14 protein-coding genes and 1 tRNA gene are annotated in these 15,875 nt (G+C 39.0%); 8 read left to right on the forward strand and 7 right to left on the reverse strand.

Annotated elements, in window-relative coordinates; translation table 11 throughout:
• Window positions 1-24: 24 nt before the first annotated feature.
• On the reverse strand, window positions 25-1,239 hold the full coding sequence (ubiM, locus tag H3T75_RS03770) for a 5-demethoxyubiquinol-8 5-hydroxylase UbiM (RefSeq protein ID WP_174830195.1): 1,215 nt from the start codon (window positions 1,237-1,239) through the stop codon (window positions 25-27).
• A 155-nt stretch (window positions 1,240-1,394) separates the two neighbouring features.
• On the opposite strand from ubiM, the gene H3T75_RS03775 reads away from it, so the two are divergent.
• The 4 genes from H3T75_RS03775 (at window position 1,395) to prmB (ending at window position 4,275) form a co-directional block, all read left to right on the forward strand.
• Window positions 1,395-2,030 (forward strand): Smr/MutS family protein, encoded by a 636-nt coding sequence (locus H3T75_RS03775; RefSeq protein ID WP_232339901.1) that lies wholly within the window; start codon window positions 1,395-1,397, stop codon window positions 2,028-2,030.
• 239 nt (window positions 2,031-2,269) lie between these two features.
• The gene (locus H3T75_RS03780) at window positions 2,270-2,782 is read left to right on the forward strand and encodes a DUF2062 domain-containing protein (RefSeq protein ID WP_198211082.1); all 513 of its coding nucleotides are present in this window, start codon (window positions 2,270-2,272) and stop codon (window positions 2,780-2,782) included.
• Window positions 2,783-2,786: 4 nt separating this feature from the next.
• Window positions 2,787-3,293, forward strand: coding sequence for a type IV secretion protein Rhs (locus H3T75_RS03785; RefSeq protein ID WP_144235722.1), 507 nt, complete (start codon window positions 2,787-2,789; stop codon window positions 3,291-3,293).
• Window positions 3,294-3,369: 76 nt separating this feature from the next.
• Complete coding sequence (prmB, locus tag H3T75_RS03790) at window positions 3,370-4,275, forward strand: 50S ribosomal protein L3 N(5)-glutamine methyltransferase (RefSeq protein WP_198211083.1); 906 nt, start codon at window positions 3,370-3,372, stop codon at window positions 4,273-4,275.
• 44 nt (window positions 4,276-4,319) lie between these two features.
• On the opposite strand, the gene H3T75_RS03795 is transcribed toward prmB, so the two are convergent.
• The 3 genes from H3T75_RS03795 to clpB form a co-directional block, all read right to left on the reverse strand.
• Window positions 4,320-4,793: a CYTH domain-containing protein gene (locus H3T75_RS03795; protein ID WP_078475785.1), complete on the reverse strand. Its 474-nt coding sequence runs from the start codon at window positions 4,791-4,793 to the stop codon at window positions 4,320-4,322.
• Window positions 4,794-4,890: 97 nt separating this feature from the next.
• Window positions 4,891-6,210: a serine hydrolase gene (locus H3T75_RS03800; protein WP_198211084.1), complete on the reverse strand. Its 1,320-nt coding sequence runs from the start codon at window positions 6,208-6,210 to the stop codon at window positions 4,891-4,893.
• Between the two features lie 177 nt (window positions 6,211-6,387).
• On the reverse strand, window positions 6,388-8,961 hold the full coding sequence (gene clpB, locus H3T75_RS03805) for an ATP-dependent chaperone ClpB (protein ID WP_025330826.1): 2,574 nt from the start codon (window positions 8,959-8,961) through the stop codon (window positions 6,388-6,390).
• Between the two features lie 798 nt (window positions 8,962-9,759).
• Here clpB and H3T75_RS03810 point away from each other — a divergent pair.
• Window positions 9,760-10,062, forward strand: coding sequence for a hypothetical protein (locus tag H3T75_RS03810; protein ID WP_100126317.1), 303 nt, complete (start codon window positions 9,760-9,762; stop codon window positions 10,060-10,062).
• Between the two features lie 1,361 nt (window positions 10,063-11,423).
• Window positions 11,424-11,633, forward strand: coding sequence for a hypothetical protein (locus H3T75_RS03815; protein WP_078474902.1), 210 nt, complete (start codon window positions 11,424-11,426; stop codon window positions 11,631-11,633).
• Between the two features lie 110 nt (window positions 11,634-11,743).
• Here H3T75_RS03815 and H3T75_RS03820 read toward each other — a convergent pair whose 3' ends face one another.
• From H3T75_RS03820 to yaaA, 3 genes are all read right to left on the reverse strand, one after another.
• A complete protein-coding gene (locus tag H3T75_RS03820; protein ID WP_078474901.1) occupies window positions 11,744-12,232 on the reverse strand; it encodes a DUF2321 domain-containing protein in 489 nt (162 codons plus the stop codon).
• Window positions 12,233-12,327: 95 nt separating this feature from the next.
• Window positions 12,328-12,418, reverse strand: a tRNA-Ser gene (locus H3T75_RS03825).
• Between the two features lie 107 nt (window positions 12,419-12,525).
• Entirely contained in the window at window positions 12,526-13,308 is a 783-nt protein-coding gene (gene yaaA / locus H3T75_RS03830; protein WP_198211085.1) for a peroxide stress protein YaaA, read from the reverse strand.
• Between the two features lie 210 nt (window positions 13,309-13,518).
• Between yaaA and H3T75_RS03835 the strand changes: the two genes are divergently transcribed.
• Window positions 13,519-14,703, forward strand: coding sequence for an O-succinylhomoserine sulfhydrylase (locus H3T75_RS03835; RefSeq protein ID WP_198211086.1), 1,185 nt, complete (start codon window positions 13,519-13,521; stop codon window positions 14,701-14,703).
• 158 nt (window positions 14,704-14,861) lie between these two features.
• Window positions 14,862-15,191, forward strand: a complete 330-nt coding sequence (trxA, locus tag H3T75_RS03840; protein WP_025330820.1) for a thioredoxin TrxA — start codon at window positions 14,862-14,864, stop codon at window positions 15,189-15,191.
• Window positions 15,192-15,875: the final 684 nt, after the last annotated feature.

A 15,875-nucleotide genomic window follows, 5' to 3' on the forward strand; every position in this document is an offset into this window, starting at 1 on the left:
ATTTTATTGGTTGTATAAATTGGATTATCCGGTTAGCTGTTTGCTAATCAGTTTTTTCACCGGAGGCAGATTATTGCTGATACGCAATACCAGTGAACGCATCAGTCGGGCAGGGTGGCTGTCGTTAGTAAATAAAGACACCATAGCGTTAGTTCCGTGATACAGAATCCGGGTATGAGGCATATGCTGTCTCTGGTATTGAGCCAGTAATGTCTGACTGCCAATATCTTTTCCTTTAGAGACGGCTTCGTTAATCAGTTTGGACAATATGCCTACTCCGCTTAGTCCAAGATTAAAACCATGAGCTGTTACTGGGTGCATACCAACTGCCACATCTCCAATAAGCGCACTGCGCTGAGCATAAAATGCATTGGCATGGACGCCGACAAGCGGGTAATGATGAACAGTGCTAACCAAATGCATCTCACCTAGTTTACCTTTGAGCTGTTGGGTAATATCTGCGGCCAACTCAGCAGGAGACATGGCTAGAATGTCTCCTGCATGTTCATTATTAATAGTAACAACACAATTAGTGAGATTTTCTTCAAGTGGCAGCAGAGCAAGAGTACGCCCGTAATGGAAACACTCCAGTGCAGTATGCTGATTACTCAATGTATGCTGCATTCGGAAAACAATTACTGTACGCCCGAAGTCATGAATCTGAGCCGAAACACCCAACTGGCGGCGTGTGTTGGAAAAACGGCTATCGGCAGCAACAAGTAATTTCCCTTTGATTAGCCGGCCATCATCCAGCTTGGCTTCAATTTGATTTGCATGATCATTTTTTACATCAATAATACTATGGCCAGTAATAATATTTACATTATTAAAGGCTTTGACTGCTTCGTATGCAGCACGCCGGATATTATGATTACTGATTAAAAAACCCAGTGTATTGGCCGGTTTGCCGCGAGCCATTGTTGGCTGTTCAAAATGGAGCTGATAGTTAGAATAGCCGTTAATTACTTTAGCATCACGCAAAGGATAAATTTCATCTGGTGCAATTTTGTCCCACATATCTAACTGCTGCATTAATTCCTTTGAATAATGTGTCAGAGCAATTTCCCTGCCATCAAAAGGCGGGTGCGCCAGTACAGCCATTTCCTGTTTTTCAACTACAGTAATTGAAAGCCCTGATGGAGCTAAAGCGCGTGCCAGACTTAAACCAGCAGGTCCGGCTCCGACGATAATGACATCAGTTTCTTTATCTGAGTGTGAAGACACATTATTTGCTGCCATAAAATCCATTCCTGAATGAATATATTCAATACAGCGTTAGAATAACTGAAAATGAGCTTGAATCCTATATCCGTTTGAAAGAAAGTTAATAAACGTCAAGCTTAACCCTTAAATTATTGCTCTGTTAAAATCATGGTAATAGGATTTATATATGAATGATTATACAAATGGTTAAAAACTCATTTCAGGATCAATTGCAGCAACTGGGTAAACAGGCTAAAGCGAAACGTCTGGCAGAAGAGCAGCAGGCAAAAGAAGTACAAAAGCGCCAGACAGATGTCAATTTTGCTGAAGCGATCGGAAAAGATATTACGCCATTAAAGGCAAGAAATCAGTTTCAGCATCCGCGTGATACCAGCCCGATTAAATTGCGAACCCGTCAGGAAGAATCAATAGATGAAAGCAGCTATTTTTATGTTGGTGAAAATCAGAATGATACTGCACCGCCAGTGTTCAGTAAAAATGGTCGCGGTACGGCTGATATTAAGCGTTTGCAGGCGAAGCAATGGCCTATCGTAGCTTATGTAGATTTACATGGCTATCGTCAGGATGAAGCTCAGGAAGTATTGAATGAATTTATTGATTATATTCAGCAATATGGAGTAGTAGGTGAAATAGTCCATGGCAGTGGACTGGGATCAAAGGATTATCAGCCTGTATTGAAAACACTTGTACGCCGCTGGTTAATGGCGCACCCTGAAGTGCTGGCTTATGCCCAGCCAAATGAGCGTAATGACGGTGCAGTATATGTGCTGGTTAAAAAGAAGCATCGTGCGTTTGAACGGGAATAAATTTGTATTTAAGTACCTGTCTTAACCCCTCAGCATAAAATAAAAGTGAAAATCAACAGAATCAGGTTAAACCGGATATTAGTATTGAGTTATTATCATCGCAAGTTTCTGATTTTTTGTTTGATTTATAATTAAAAAATTAGGTTATGTTTTTTTTAGTATGAAAATCTGTATTGGTAATTTTCAAAATTGGTCTCGGCAAGATGATAAACAGTAGCCTGACCAAATGGATTCAGTATATGCGGCAAAAAATGCCAACACAGGCATCATTATTTTCGTCTCCATGGTTTAAACCATTTGCACGCTGGTTTGACAGGCCATACTACTGGCAGCTCAATCGAGAACGTGCTGCCTCTGCTGTAGCTGTTGGCATGTTTTGTGGTCTCATGCCCGGACCTACCCAAATGCTTACCGCTCTGATAGTGGCTTATGTGGTACGCACACATTTACCCGTGGCACTTTTAACTACACTGTATACGAATCCGCTAACTTATATACCCTTATATTACTGTGCTTATCAGATTGGTGAGGGCTTATTATATGGTCAGTGGGGCAAAGCCATGCCTGAACTGCCAGAGTTTAAATTAGGTCATCTCGGGACTGAATTATGGCAATGGCTGATTCAGTTTGGTAAGCCTTTACTTTTGGGTGTGCCAGTATTGGGCATGATACTCGCAACCCTCGGATATATTGTGGTCTGGAATGGCTGGCAGTGGTTTGCACGCAGACATGTGACCACCATTCAGAAATAAAGACATGCAAAGATCATTAACGGATAACGAGTTGAGGTTGGTCAGAAAGTTTCTGGGTAATGCAGCAGACTGGACAAAAGTGCAGATAGTATGTGATGCATGGTGGCTAGTACATCCGCATGCTGCCATAACGTGCGGAAATCATATTATTTTTCCGGCGGCATATTATGTTGATGATTTTACTCAGTTAGATTTGAGTATGCAAGGCTGGCTGATGCATGAGCTTATGCATGTCTGGCAAAGCCAGCATGGTTTTCCAATTTTATTTGCCGGAGTTTGTCTTGCACTTAAAGCAGGCTACTATCAGGCTCGTGCCTACCGGTATCCGCCTCCGGAAACAATTATCAGCCTTAATCAGCTGAATATGGAGCAACAGGCGAATATAGTACAGCATTATTTTCTGGCATTGAGCGGTGATAAACGGTATCAGCACTCTCTAGTGGATTTTCGTCGCTTGCTTAAACCGCTTATCAGACATCCGGATAATCGTAGTCTGTTACCGCATTATTAACAGCCGGCTTTGGCCGGTTATTTTAGATAACTCTTAACTGTTATAATCCACACTTGTTTTATTGCCGGAGTGATACATGTCTGTATTTGAAGCAGCAGCGCAGCAACTGCAAACTGTACGTGATTTTTTACGCTTTACTGTGAGTCAGTTTCAAGAGGCAGAATTATTTTTTGGTCATGGAAATGATAATGCCTATGATGAAGCTGCCTACCTGATTTTACATACCTTACATTTGCCACTGGACACATTAGAGCCGTTCCTTGATGCCCGTTTGCTCGACACAGAAAAGTCACTGCTGCTACAGCTTGTTCAGCGCCGTACCAGTGAACGCATACCAGTGGCTTATCTTACCCATCAGGCATGGCAAGGTGCATATGAATTTTATGTTGATGAAAGAGTAATTGTGCCGCGTTCATTTATTTATGAGCTTTTAGGTGCACCGCTTCATCCATGGATTGAATATGATGAACTGGTACACAGAGCACTGGATTTATGCACGGGCAGCGGTGCACTGGCTATTCAGATGGCGCACATTTATCCGGATGCGATGATTGATGCAGTAGATATCAGTCTTGATGCGCTTGAGGTAGCAGGTATGAATATTGAAGACTATGGATTAGAGGATCGAATCAATCTGATTCATACCGACCTGTTTACCGGTATTGATACAACTTATGATTTAATCGTGTCAAATCCGCCCTACGTTGATGCCGAATCAGTCGCACAATTGCCAGAAGAGTATCTGCATGAGCCAGAACTGGCATTAGGCAGCGGGATTGATGGTCTGGATGCTACTCGGCTGATTATTCAGCAGGCTGCCAGATATCTTAACCCAAAAGGGGTATTGCTGGTTGAAATCGGGCATAATCGCGAAGTACTGGAGCAGGCATTTCCGGAATTGCCATTTACCTGGATGCCTACCAGTGGCGGAGATGGTTTTGTCTTTTTGCTGACACGCGAACAATTGTTAGGTGAAGCATAGATTAACTGTGATATATCTGGTTAGATTGTTCAGAAGTCCGCAAATTAAGACTTATGCCACGATGTAAAAGGCTTTCTGACCAGATTATTATTGTAATATCTGGGATCATCCGATACTTCCTGTCCTATCCAGTCTGGAAAAATAATATGCTCATCAGTGTGGTTTAATTCAACTTCAGCCACAATCAGGCCTTGATTCACACCTAAAAATTCATCAATTTCCCAGATAAGTCCATTTAAAGGTATGCGGTAACGGTATTTTTCAATTATTGGCTGCTCTGCCATATGAGTGAGCATATGTCTGGCATCTGCAACCGGAATTGAGTATTCAAATTCAGTACGAGTAATGCCACGATTTGTGCTTTTAATCGTTATCCATGCTTTATCATCACAAATACGGATACGTACGGTTCGTTCTTTAACCGTCGATAAATAGCCCTGACAAAGATGCTTAGCTGATGCCAGATTCCGCCACGCATTGCCTACTACCAGAAATTTACGTTCAATTTCCTGTGCCATAATAAAATCTTGTGAATCAACCTATATGCCAAAAAGCACCAGAAACTGTTTGGTAGTAAACTGGTGCACAGATTTGTGTCAGGCTGAATAATAACAGTTATGATGCAAGTCTGTTAGCAATTGCATTAAACATTAAAGATGCTTCCAGTGGCTGTTCCAGAAAAGAGGGCTCTGCTTTAGGCCAGGTAGACCATTGTACAATAACCAGCTTCTGTTTCTGATTAACCATAATAATCTGTCCGTAAATTCCTAAAGCCCACATGCTGTCCTGACTGTTCAGCCCTGTTTTTGGAGAAACATCATTTACAGTAGCCGGTACACTATTATTCCACCATTCATAGCCATAACTTCCTTCCGGATGCAGTTTGCTGACTGAATTTTTCGCCTGATTCCAGTTACGGGAATCTTTAACCCAGTTTTTAGGTAAAATCTGCCTGCCATCTGGCAGCGTACCATTATTCATTACGAAGAGGCCAAATTTACCCCAGTCTTCAAGCGTAGCATTAAATCCGTGTGCACCCACATCATGTTGTCCCACAGTATAACTGTGCCACACACCATCTTTGCTCATACCGAATGGTTGCCATATTTTATTCTGTAGATATCGGGCAATACTTTCACCAGTTGCTTTTTCCAGTGTGTCTCCTAGCAGCCATGCACCACCGGATGAATAAGACCATGCTTTACCGGGCTTAGCATATGATTTGCGGCCGGGTGCTTTTACCAGACTGTTAACGCAGGTATAAGTATTAGGATTGGCCTCACATTGAGTAAGTTGTGAAAAATCTGATTTCGGATCAGTGTAATCTTCGTTCCAGTTCACACCAGAAGTATGCTGAAGCAATTGACGAATCGTCACGTGCTCCCATGCTGTTCCCCGCACATCAGGATTATATTTAACTATCTCATCATTCAGTGATTTGATTTTACCTTCTTTCAGAGCAATACCTACTAGTGTAGAAACCACCGATTTACCCACTGAGCGTGATGTCCAGAGTGTAGTAGGATTATTACCATTGGCGTAATAATCCCATACTACTTTGCCATCTTTAATTACCATCATTCCGGTTACATTATTACGCTTTAAATAATTTTTTAGCAGATATGACTGACCGTGAATCTGATAATTTACATTAGACAGATTTTGAGGCGCTCTGGGCAGTGGCAGGCCATGAGCAGCGTGAAAAACATCACCGGGATAAGAGCGATAGTCATTACGAAAGCCAATTGCCCGTTGTTGCTGATTCCAGCTTAACATGTTTTTGACATCCGGTAATTTTTTGTCCAATGGAGTAGGGCAATTGTTGAGACCTAATGATTTACAGCTATTTGGCGTAGTTGCTGCATGAATGTTAAAACTGGTAGTTAAACACAGAGTTAATAAAGCAGTTTTAAAAGTTTTATTTATCATTTTCATAAAATATTCTGTATATCATCTAAATTATTATCAGGTATCTTATAAGCTTATAAATGCCACCAATATTTAAAGTGATAATTTCAATGATTTTGGTTTATTAATTATATAAAATAAATATATAAAGCTGATTTGAAATTAAAAAGAAACCTGCTGTAAAGCAGGTTTCTCAATTGATAATCAGGCAAAAGTCAAAATACCATCCTGAGCCGTTAACATAATTGTACTGTTAGGAGCATAGTCTCCAGCCAGTAATTCTTTAGCCAGTGGATTTTCGATTTCAGTCTGAATGGCCCGTTTCAGAGGACGTGCGCCATAGACCGGATCAAATCCCACCTTAGCCAGTACATCCAAAGCGGCATCATCAACCTGTAAATGTAAATCCATTTTTTCCAGACGCTGACGCAGACCGGCAAGCTGGATATTAGCGATAGCACGAATATTGGATTGGTTAAGACTATGGAATACAACAACTTCATCAATACGGTTAATTAGTTCAGGGCGGAAGTATTGTTTAACTTCATCCATTACTACTGCCTTAATCGCAGCATAATCATCGCTTTCCATTTTCTGAATTTCCTGACTGCCAATATTGGAAGTCATAACGATAACCGTATTTTTGAAATCAACTGTACGTCCCTGACCGTCAGTTAAACGACCATCATCCAAAACTTGTAACAAAATGTTGAATACATCCGGATGAGCTTTTTCAACTTCATCCAGCAAAACCACACTATAAGGATTGCGGCGTACCTGCTCAGTTAAAAAACCACCTTCTTCATAACCAACATAGCCGGGAGGCGCACCAATTAAGCGCGCAACGGAATGTTTTTCCATATATTCCGACATATCTACCCGAATCAGATGGGTTTCGCTATCAAACAAAAAGCTTGCCAGAGTTTTACACAACTCTGTTTTCCCCACACCGGTGGGGCCAAGGAACAAAAAGCTGCCATAGGGTTTATTCGGGTCTGATAAACCGGAGCGTGAGCGGCGGATTGCATCTGCTACAGCGCGTACAGCTTCATCCTGTCCTACTACACGTTCATGCAATACTTCTTCAATTCTCAATAGTTTTTCCCGTTCACCAGCCATCATTTTGGATACCGGAATACCGGTCATGCGCGAAACAATTTCAGCAATTTCTTCTGAGCCTACTTTAGTGCGTAACAGCTTGTTAGGCTGATTATTCTGTTGCCCGTTGTCAGCAGCCTGTAACTGGGATTCAAGCCGGGGTAATTCTTCATACTGGAGCTTGGCCACTTCTTCCCATTTACCATTACGTTTAAGCGCATCCATCTTAACTTTTAGCTGATCAATCTGCTCTTTAATTGTAACGCTGCCTTGAGCTTTGGCTCGTTCCGCTTTCCAGATTTCATCCAGATCAGCAAACTCACGCTTAACATTATCCAGCTCTTCATCCAGCAGTGCCAGACGCTTTTTGCTGGCTTCATCATCTTCTTTCACTAAAGATGCGCGTTCAATTTCCAGTTGTATTTCACGGCGTTTAAGTTTGTCCATACTTTCAGGCATAGACTGGCTTTCAACTTTAATTAATGATGCGGCCTCATCAATCAGGTCAATGGCTTTATCTGGTAAAAAACGGTCGGTAATATAACGATTAGATAATTCAGCAGCAGCTACTATTGCCGGATCAGTGATTTCTACGCCATGATAGATTTCATAGCGTTCCTGTAAGCCACGTAAAATGGCAATGGTATCTTCAACTGTTGGTTCTTTTACCAGTACTTTCTGGAAACGGCGTTCCAGAGCAGGGTCTTTTTCAATATATTGACGATACTCATCCAATGTTGTCGCACCGATGCAATGCAATTCACCCCGCGCAAGAGCCGGCTTGAGCATATTACCTGCATCCATAGCACCATCGGCTTTACCAGCTCCTACCAGTGTATGTATTTCATCAATAAAAATAATGGTATTGCCTTCGTCTTTAGCCAGATCATTAAGTACTGCTTTGAGACGTTCTTCAAATTCACCCCGGAATTTTGCACCGGCAATCAAACTAGCCAGATCCAGCAAAAGCAAACGCTTATTTCGCAAAGAATCCGGAACTTCATTATTCACAATTCGTTGAGCCAAACCTTCAACAATGGCAGTTTTACCTACACCCGGTTCACCGATAAGTACAGGGTTGTTTTTAGTACGCCGTTCAAGCACCAGAATAGTGCGCCGGATTTCATCATCTCGCCCGATTACGGGATCCAGCTTACCCGAACGTGCTTTTTCAGTCAGGTCGGTTGTATATTTTTTCAATGCTTCACGTTGATCTTCTGCGTTAGGATTATCCACACTTGCGCCTCCGCGAACGGCATCTATAGCCGAATTCAATTTATCTTCTGTAACACCAGCCTGTTTCAGAATACGTCCGCATTGTCCGTTTTCCTGAACAGCACCAAGCAAAAACAACTCGCTGGCAATATAAGCATCATTACGTTTAATAGCAGCTTTATCCATCAGATTGAGAATGTGCTGCAATTCAGTACTGGGTAAGATTTCACCACCCTGACCGGATACTCTGGGTAAACCATTAATAGTAGAGTCAACCTGCTGTTTAACCTGTGCAACATTTGCACCAGCCTGGGTAAGTAAAGCAGCACAGCCACTATCATTATCATTCATTAAAGCCTTCAATATAAATACGGCTTCCAGATAACCAGCATCCTGTCCTAAAGCAAGACTTTGTGCATCTTGTAAAGCTTGCTGAAACTTTGCGGTAAGCTTATCGAATCTCATCAAAATTTCCTTTAGTTATATTTTCATTAACAGATATATTGGTATCAGAAAATTAATGTCAAGTACCAGTATGGATAAATATTTTGATTAGATTTAAATTATTGATTTATAAAAAATCAACCTAAATATATTTAATATTTTTTATTTATGTTTATTGAAGAATTCAAGTCTCAATTTCCTACTTTGTATAATTTTATAGTGCATCATCAATATTATTGAAACAAAATTTATACAAATAGAAATTGTGAGCGTTTGTCAGGATGCTTTTAATTCAAAACGTCTGGAGCTACTGAACTTGAATTTCAATTATGTTGTTTTACTTTTTCAATTTACTTAATGAAGTAAAATTGTTTTAAAAACATATATATATGATTGGTTATTTTTATTATTCAGCCTTTATTATCATTTTAAATTCCTTCAGAATTTCACAATTTTTGTGAGTATATCTGTGGATAACTATAAAAAAACAAGGTGAATCAATCCAATTTAAGCGTGATTAATTTTTGTGCAATTGCTTTGCTTATATCTCTAATATTTTGAGAAAAAAGTACTTGAAATTTTGATTCAGAATTTTAAATTTCTCTATTCCCGTATTTGTGAGAATAAAGATAAATTTTTTAACGAATGTAATATCAGATATTTAGATTAATAATATCTGAATAACTTAAATATTAATTCAATTTCTCAATGCTAATTTCTGTAAATGGTGTAAAATTTAGATATTGAGATTTTTTTAATATATGAGCCATGAGAACTGAAGAGTTTAATAAATGCCGTGAATTTCTTGAAGGGCAAATCATGCGAACTCCTGATAATAAAGAGTTGATTGCTACTTATCAAAAATTGCTCGAACTGAAAAGCATTTATGATACAGAAATTCATATATCAATGCTGGATAAAAAAGCCCGGAAAATGGAGTTTCAGCAACATGTTCAGACAAGTTTATCTTCAGGATCCAGTAGTACTGAAGATAATCCCGAGCTGAAAGATGGTAATTCCAAATATACTGAACTACAACAAAATCAACCTAATTTGATGTCAAATCAAACAAACTGGTATAACTATCAGCGAATCAAGCATCATGATTTCGGGAATAGTTAATTAGTTTCACATGGTAGAGTATAAAAAATATGTCTATGATATGTATGTTAAAATTGTAAAATAAAAGTTTCATGATATCGACGCAAAACTTTTATTTTACATATCACAATTATTTGCTGTATCTTTTAAAAACTATAATAAGAATTTAGTTTTTTTATAAGTAGATAATCTTTCGTATAGAGTAGTCATTTCTACTAATATTTTCTAGCTAAGACAGTCTATGCAGTTTTCTGCTATTTATACCATTAAAGCATTAATATCAAAAATTTTTTTGATAATTGGCAGAAATATTGCCAACCAAGAATAGTGAAATGAGTGGTAAAAATTATTTATTTCATTATGCAATTTACTTAGACTTATTCTTATAAAATATTCTAATATTTTGGAAATAACTGTGATCAGCAGGTTAAAGGTTTTGCTTAAGGCTTATCAGTCTTTATCTTAGCTTTTTTACAATCTACTTTCCTTTTTAATGTGTAATTCAATGCAGTATTTTATTTTTTATCTTCGACTTTAAGCTAGATAAATGAAATTTGAATAAAATTATCGTAGTAATATATCCGTTTTATAATTATTTAGTCTGTTAAAGTTGATTAGCATAGGACGGCATGCCGTAAACGGTGCAGAAAGACTGCCTCTGCGCATCGTTGGGAGATTCTGGGTATAAGTGGTGCGCGTAGCTGACGGACATGATAGAAAGACAATGGCAAGTCTATAGTGCATCGGTAGGGAGAACGACTAGTCAGTTAACCTGAAGTTTCGTTGATCGAAGCTCGCGACAAGACCTGCTAACTTTGTAAATAAGTTTGGAGCGGTATATCGACCCATCGAACAGAGAAACAAGACTGCGAAGCCTTGCGCATTCATTAATCGAAGGTAAAGACGTTCCGCGAATGCGCCCTAGTCGTGATTGTGAACGATTCGCGCGAACCCAATTACGCATGCAATGGAAATCGAAGCTTCAAACCTACGCTTAACCGATTACTGTCGAACCTATCGTAAAAATATTATGAAGTCCGATGTTATCACCGTGCTTAAATCTATATGGCAGACAAAGATTAAAGAGAGAACTACCTTCACGGGTGCATCGAAACCATCTTGGATTATGCAAAAGCGATGGAATACTGCGAAGATGACAACCTCGCCGCATGGAAGAGAGCGCTAGAAACAATACTTGGTAAGGTAGGTTGAGAAGTGAAGGCGCAACCATCTTTATTTTACCGCGAAATCAGCACGTTCATTGTCGACTGCGTAAGCACGAAAACGTGTCACCGCGCGCCAGCCATGAAAGCGAAATTCGGAGTATAGCCGCGAACGGGCGATGCAAGCAGACGGTTCGACGAAGGTGTGTACGGCGGGCGATGCTCGAAAGCAAGGATGTTGCCGCCGTCATCTTCCATCCGCCCAGCTTCATTGTGGGCTTCAATGCCGAAACCCGTTCGAAGCTTTGTTACGATACGATGGAACGTTGGGTTTCAGACGTCCACAAGCGCATGACAGACAGCATCGCGCTTGGGGAATTTATACCGAAAGTCAACAAGGCTATCGGCAACATTTACAGCAGCTTATAAAATAGGCGTTTATTTCAAAAGCTTTGAAGTGCGTTCGTATGTGAATTCACAGTATCAGAAAGACTATGCCCGACCTTCATGCCGGGCTTTTTTTGTCTAGCTGCGGCTGTTCAGCCCCAAATCGCTTTCTTGGCTGCTTCGCTCAGAACGTCTACAATAATATTTCGAACACCGGATGCGATGGATTTTCCGGCCTTGCCCATTACCTTGTTGAAGCGAAGCGACGCAACTTGCGTTTTCGGACTGTCTTTCGTTAGCTCTGTCAAGTCGGAACGGAATTGTTGCATTTCTTCGGGGGATAGATCCGCCCCAACTTCGACCAACTCAACGGCGCTTGCGATCTTTCGTTCAGTCCAAGGAAACGCTTTACCGCAGTTGTGGCAGAACGCCGGAGGTTTATAGAAGGCGTCGAACCCGACTACTACTACGCGTTCATATTCAAATTTGCCCCGAATAGATGCGCTGCAATTTGGACATTGAGTGATGGTCGCTTCGCCACACTTCGAACAAAATGCTTCTTGACGTTCGGGCTGTACATCTGCGGTGGTTGTTACAACATGGCCGTTCAAACAGATCTGAGCGACTCGATACGTATCCATATCTTCCCTTTTCGGCAATGTCCGCTTCGTTGTAGGTTTTTATGTGGGAGATAAAACTAACATTAATTAGTTAATTGTTTATTTTATTTATTATTTGGCGGAAGCGGTGAGATTCGAACTCACGGAGGGCTATCAACCCTCGACGGTTTTCAAGACCGTTGCATTAAACCGCTCTGCCACGCTTCCGTCTTTGAAGATGCGCATAATAGACGATTAATACGGATTTGCCAAGTGTTTTGTATAAGCAAACAGCGAATTTCTGGTTAAATCGTTCATTTTATTTTTGATTAAATTTAGTGATGGCTGTTTTCATCACGCAGGAATACCCACTCTGATTCACTGGATGAGGCTTTATCATAATAATAGCCATCATAATCGAATTCTTTTAACTGTTCCGGATCTGTTAACTGATTTTCTGCCGCGAAGCGCATAAACAACCCTCGCGCACGCTTGGCATAAAAGCTGATAATTTTATATTTACCGTTTTTTTGATCTTTAAAAACAGGTGCAATAACAGGTACAGATATTTTTTTAGTATTTATTGCTTTGAAATATTCTTGTGACGCGAGATTAATAAGTACTTTATATTCTTCTGACTGTATATTCTGTTCAATGGTGTTGGTAATGATGTCTCCCCAGAAAGTATATAAATCTTTGCCGCGAGCATTTTTAAGTTTAATACTCATTTCTAAACGGTAGGGCTGAATTAAATCTAAAGGTTTAAGAACACCATATAAACCTGACAGGATAGACATATGTTGTTGCAAATAATCTAATGCAGATTCAGTTAAATGCAGCGCATCCAAGCCTTCATAAACATCACCATTAAAAAGATATAAAGCCTGTTTGGCGTTTTCAGGTGTAAAAGGGGGCTGCCAGTTCTGATAACGTTCGGCATTTTGTAAAGCGAGTTTATCGGAGATACTCATAAGAGTAGCAATTTCGTGGGGAGCCAGTTGTTGTAGTAATGGCATTAGTTGTTGTGCCTGATCCAAAAGTTTAGCTTGCGTATACTTTTTTGTAGGAATCTCTACTGATTCATTTAATTTTTTTGCAGGTGAAATGACAAAATACATTTTTTATCCTTGCTTTCAATTATTTTTCCCAATATATATAATTTATCAAAATGTATGATAAACATATACTGAGGTGTTGCTATTTGCTTGATGTATGAGGCTTAAAATAAAGAATATAGTATTCTTTATTTATAAAAGCCGGTTATTTGCACAATTATAAAAAAAGCGGCACAATTCTTTACTCAATATTTATAGATAAATTAAACAATCATGTCTACTTTACAATTGCATCCTGAAACTATCGCCATCCGGGGTGCTAAGGAACAAACTCCCTATAATGAACACAATTCTGCACTGTTTCTGACCAGTAGTTTTATGTTTGAAAATGCAGAAACTGGCGCATCTTTATTTGCCGGTTCTACACAGGGTTATACTTATACACGTACTAATAATCCTACTGTTGCGGCGTTTCAGGCAAGGGTGGCTCAGCTCGAACAGGGAGAGGCTGGTCTGGCAACGTCTACAGGAATGGCTGCAATCAATGCTACTTTTCTTGCTCTGTTAAAAGCTGGCGATCATTTGGTAGCCAGTAAAAGTTTGTTTGGAACCACGATTGGATTACTGAATAATATTTTGCCACGTTTTGGGATTGAAGTGACACTGGTAAGTCAGACTGATATTACTGAATGGCGGTCCGCTATCCGTCCTAATACCAGAATGCTTTTTGTTGAAACGCCGTCTAATCCACTGAATGAACTGGCTGATATTACTAAACTTGCAGAAATTGCACATAATAATCAGGCTATACTGGTTGTTGATAACAGTTTTTTATCGCCGGCTTTGCAACAGCCGTTGCGACTGGGGGCAGATTTATCAGTCGAGTCTGCTACTAAAGCGATTGATGGTCATGGGCGTGTAATGGGGGGAGTTATCTGCGGCAGTGCTGCATTGGTAAACGAAATTTTTTTACATGTCCGTACTACCGGCGAAGTATTGTCACCTTTTAATGCATGGATACTCCTAAGTGGTTTGGAGACTTTGTATATCCGCATGGAAAAGCAGTGTGCTAATGCGCTGGAAGTAGCTCAGTTCCTTTCAACGCAACCACGGGTAATAACAGTACATTATACTGGTCTGTCTAATCACCCGCAGAAATCACTGGTGCAGAAGCAACAACAAGGTGGCGGAATTGTTGTAGCTTTTGAGGTCAAAGGTGGTGAAAAAGCTGCCTGGCAGGTAATTGATATGTTAACTCTGTTTAGTAAAACCGGAAATCTGGGCGATGTTAAATCAACTGTCACTCATCCATGGACGACTACACATGGCCGTATGCCTCCGGAAGCCAAGCTGGAAGCCGGAATTCAGCCCGGACTGATTCGCTTATCTGTCGGTTTGGAACATGCCTCTGATTTGAAAGCTGATTTAGCTAATGCATTAAGTAAGATAAATATTTGATATATTTAAAATAATATTCAGATTAGTTTAAACAGCTATTAGTGTTTTGTGTACTTGGTATCTAATCATCATGTAATCAGTTAGTTTTATTTTACTATTGCATTGATAGCTGATTAGCTATATTTTATATAGAAACCCGATAATAAAAGGAAACCATAATGAGTAGCGATTTAATTGTTCATGTAGGTGATGGCAATTTCGATAAAGAAGTTTTGCAGGCGAATGTGCCGGTACTACTGGATTTCTGGGCTCCATGGTGTGGGCCGTGCAAAATGATTGCGCCAATTCTGGACGAATTGGCTTCGGCTTATCAAGGTAAGCTGAAAATTGTAAAACTTAATGTAGATGAGAATCAGGATACTCCTGCTAAATTTAATGTTCGTGGTATACCCACATTAATGATATTTAAAGATGGTGCCAGTATTGCTACAAAAGTTGGAGCTTTGAATAAAGGACAACTGGAAGCATTTATCAATGCATCTATTTAATAATTTCTAACTAAATTAAGAATTATTTCGTGCTTTTGAAAGACTAAATCATATATAAGCCAGATAAATAGCTTAATATGATTCAGTCTTTCAAAAGCATAATTTTTTATTATTTGTATTTATCTATTATTTTGTAGCTGGCAGGTTTTTCAAAATTTTCTCAAATCCATTAACTGCAAGTTTATTTGTATAAACTGAATAAATATTCTTATAATAAAGTTTTTTACTAGATTAATATAAAAATATTTAAAATGTCTTATAATTTTATTATTTATTGAATTTAAATAATAATTAATCCATCACCAAAACATATAATACTATCGCTATCAATATTTATAATTCATAAAATATTTGTTTATGTATTAATCTTGAGCTTAATTAAAATTGTGTTTATAAAACTTCATTTAATACTTTTGTTCATGCTATGATGTTTTTTGTGTCCTGTGTAAATATGGTGTAAATCAAAAATCCGATAATTAGTGAAATATAGTTATATTTGTAAAATTGAACAGAATATTTTATTAATTTGACATTTTGAAAGCATAATATTGTTCTAATAATGCTTAAGTTTGATTAATGTTTTATTTTTTTGTTTAAATTAATGTAATTTAATTATATTTTTTCTTATTTTAAGTATTTGGGAACTTTATTGTGTACGTAACACGGGTTTTGTTAGAATGATTT

The organism is Snodgrassella sp. W8135 (assembly GCF_016101225.1).
Classification (GTDB): domain Bacteria; phylum Pseudomonadota; class Gammaproteobacteria; order Burkholderiales; family Neisseriaceae; genus Snodgrassella; species Snodgrassella alvi.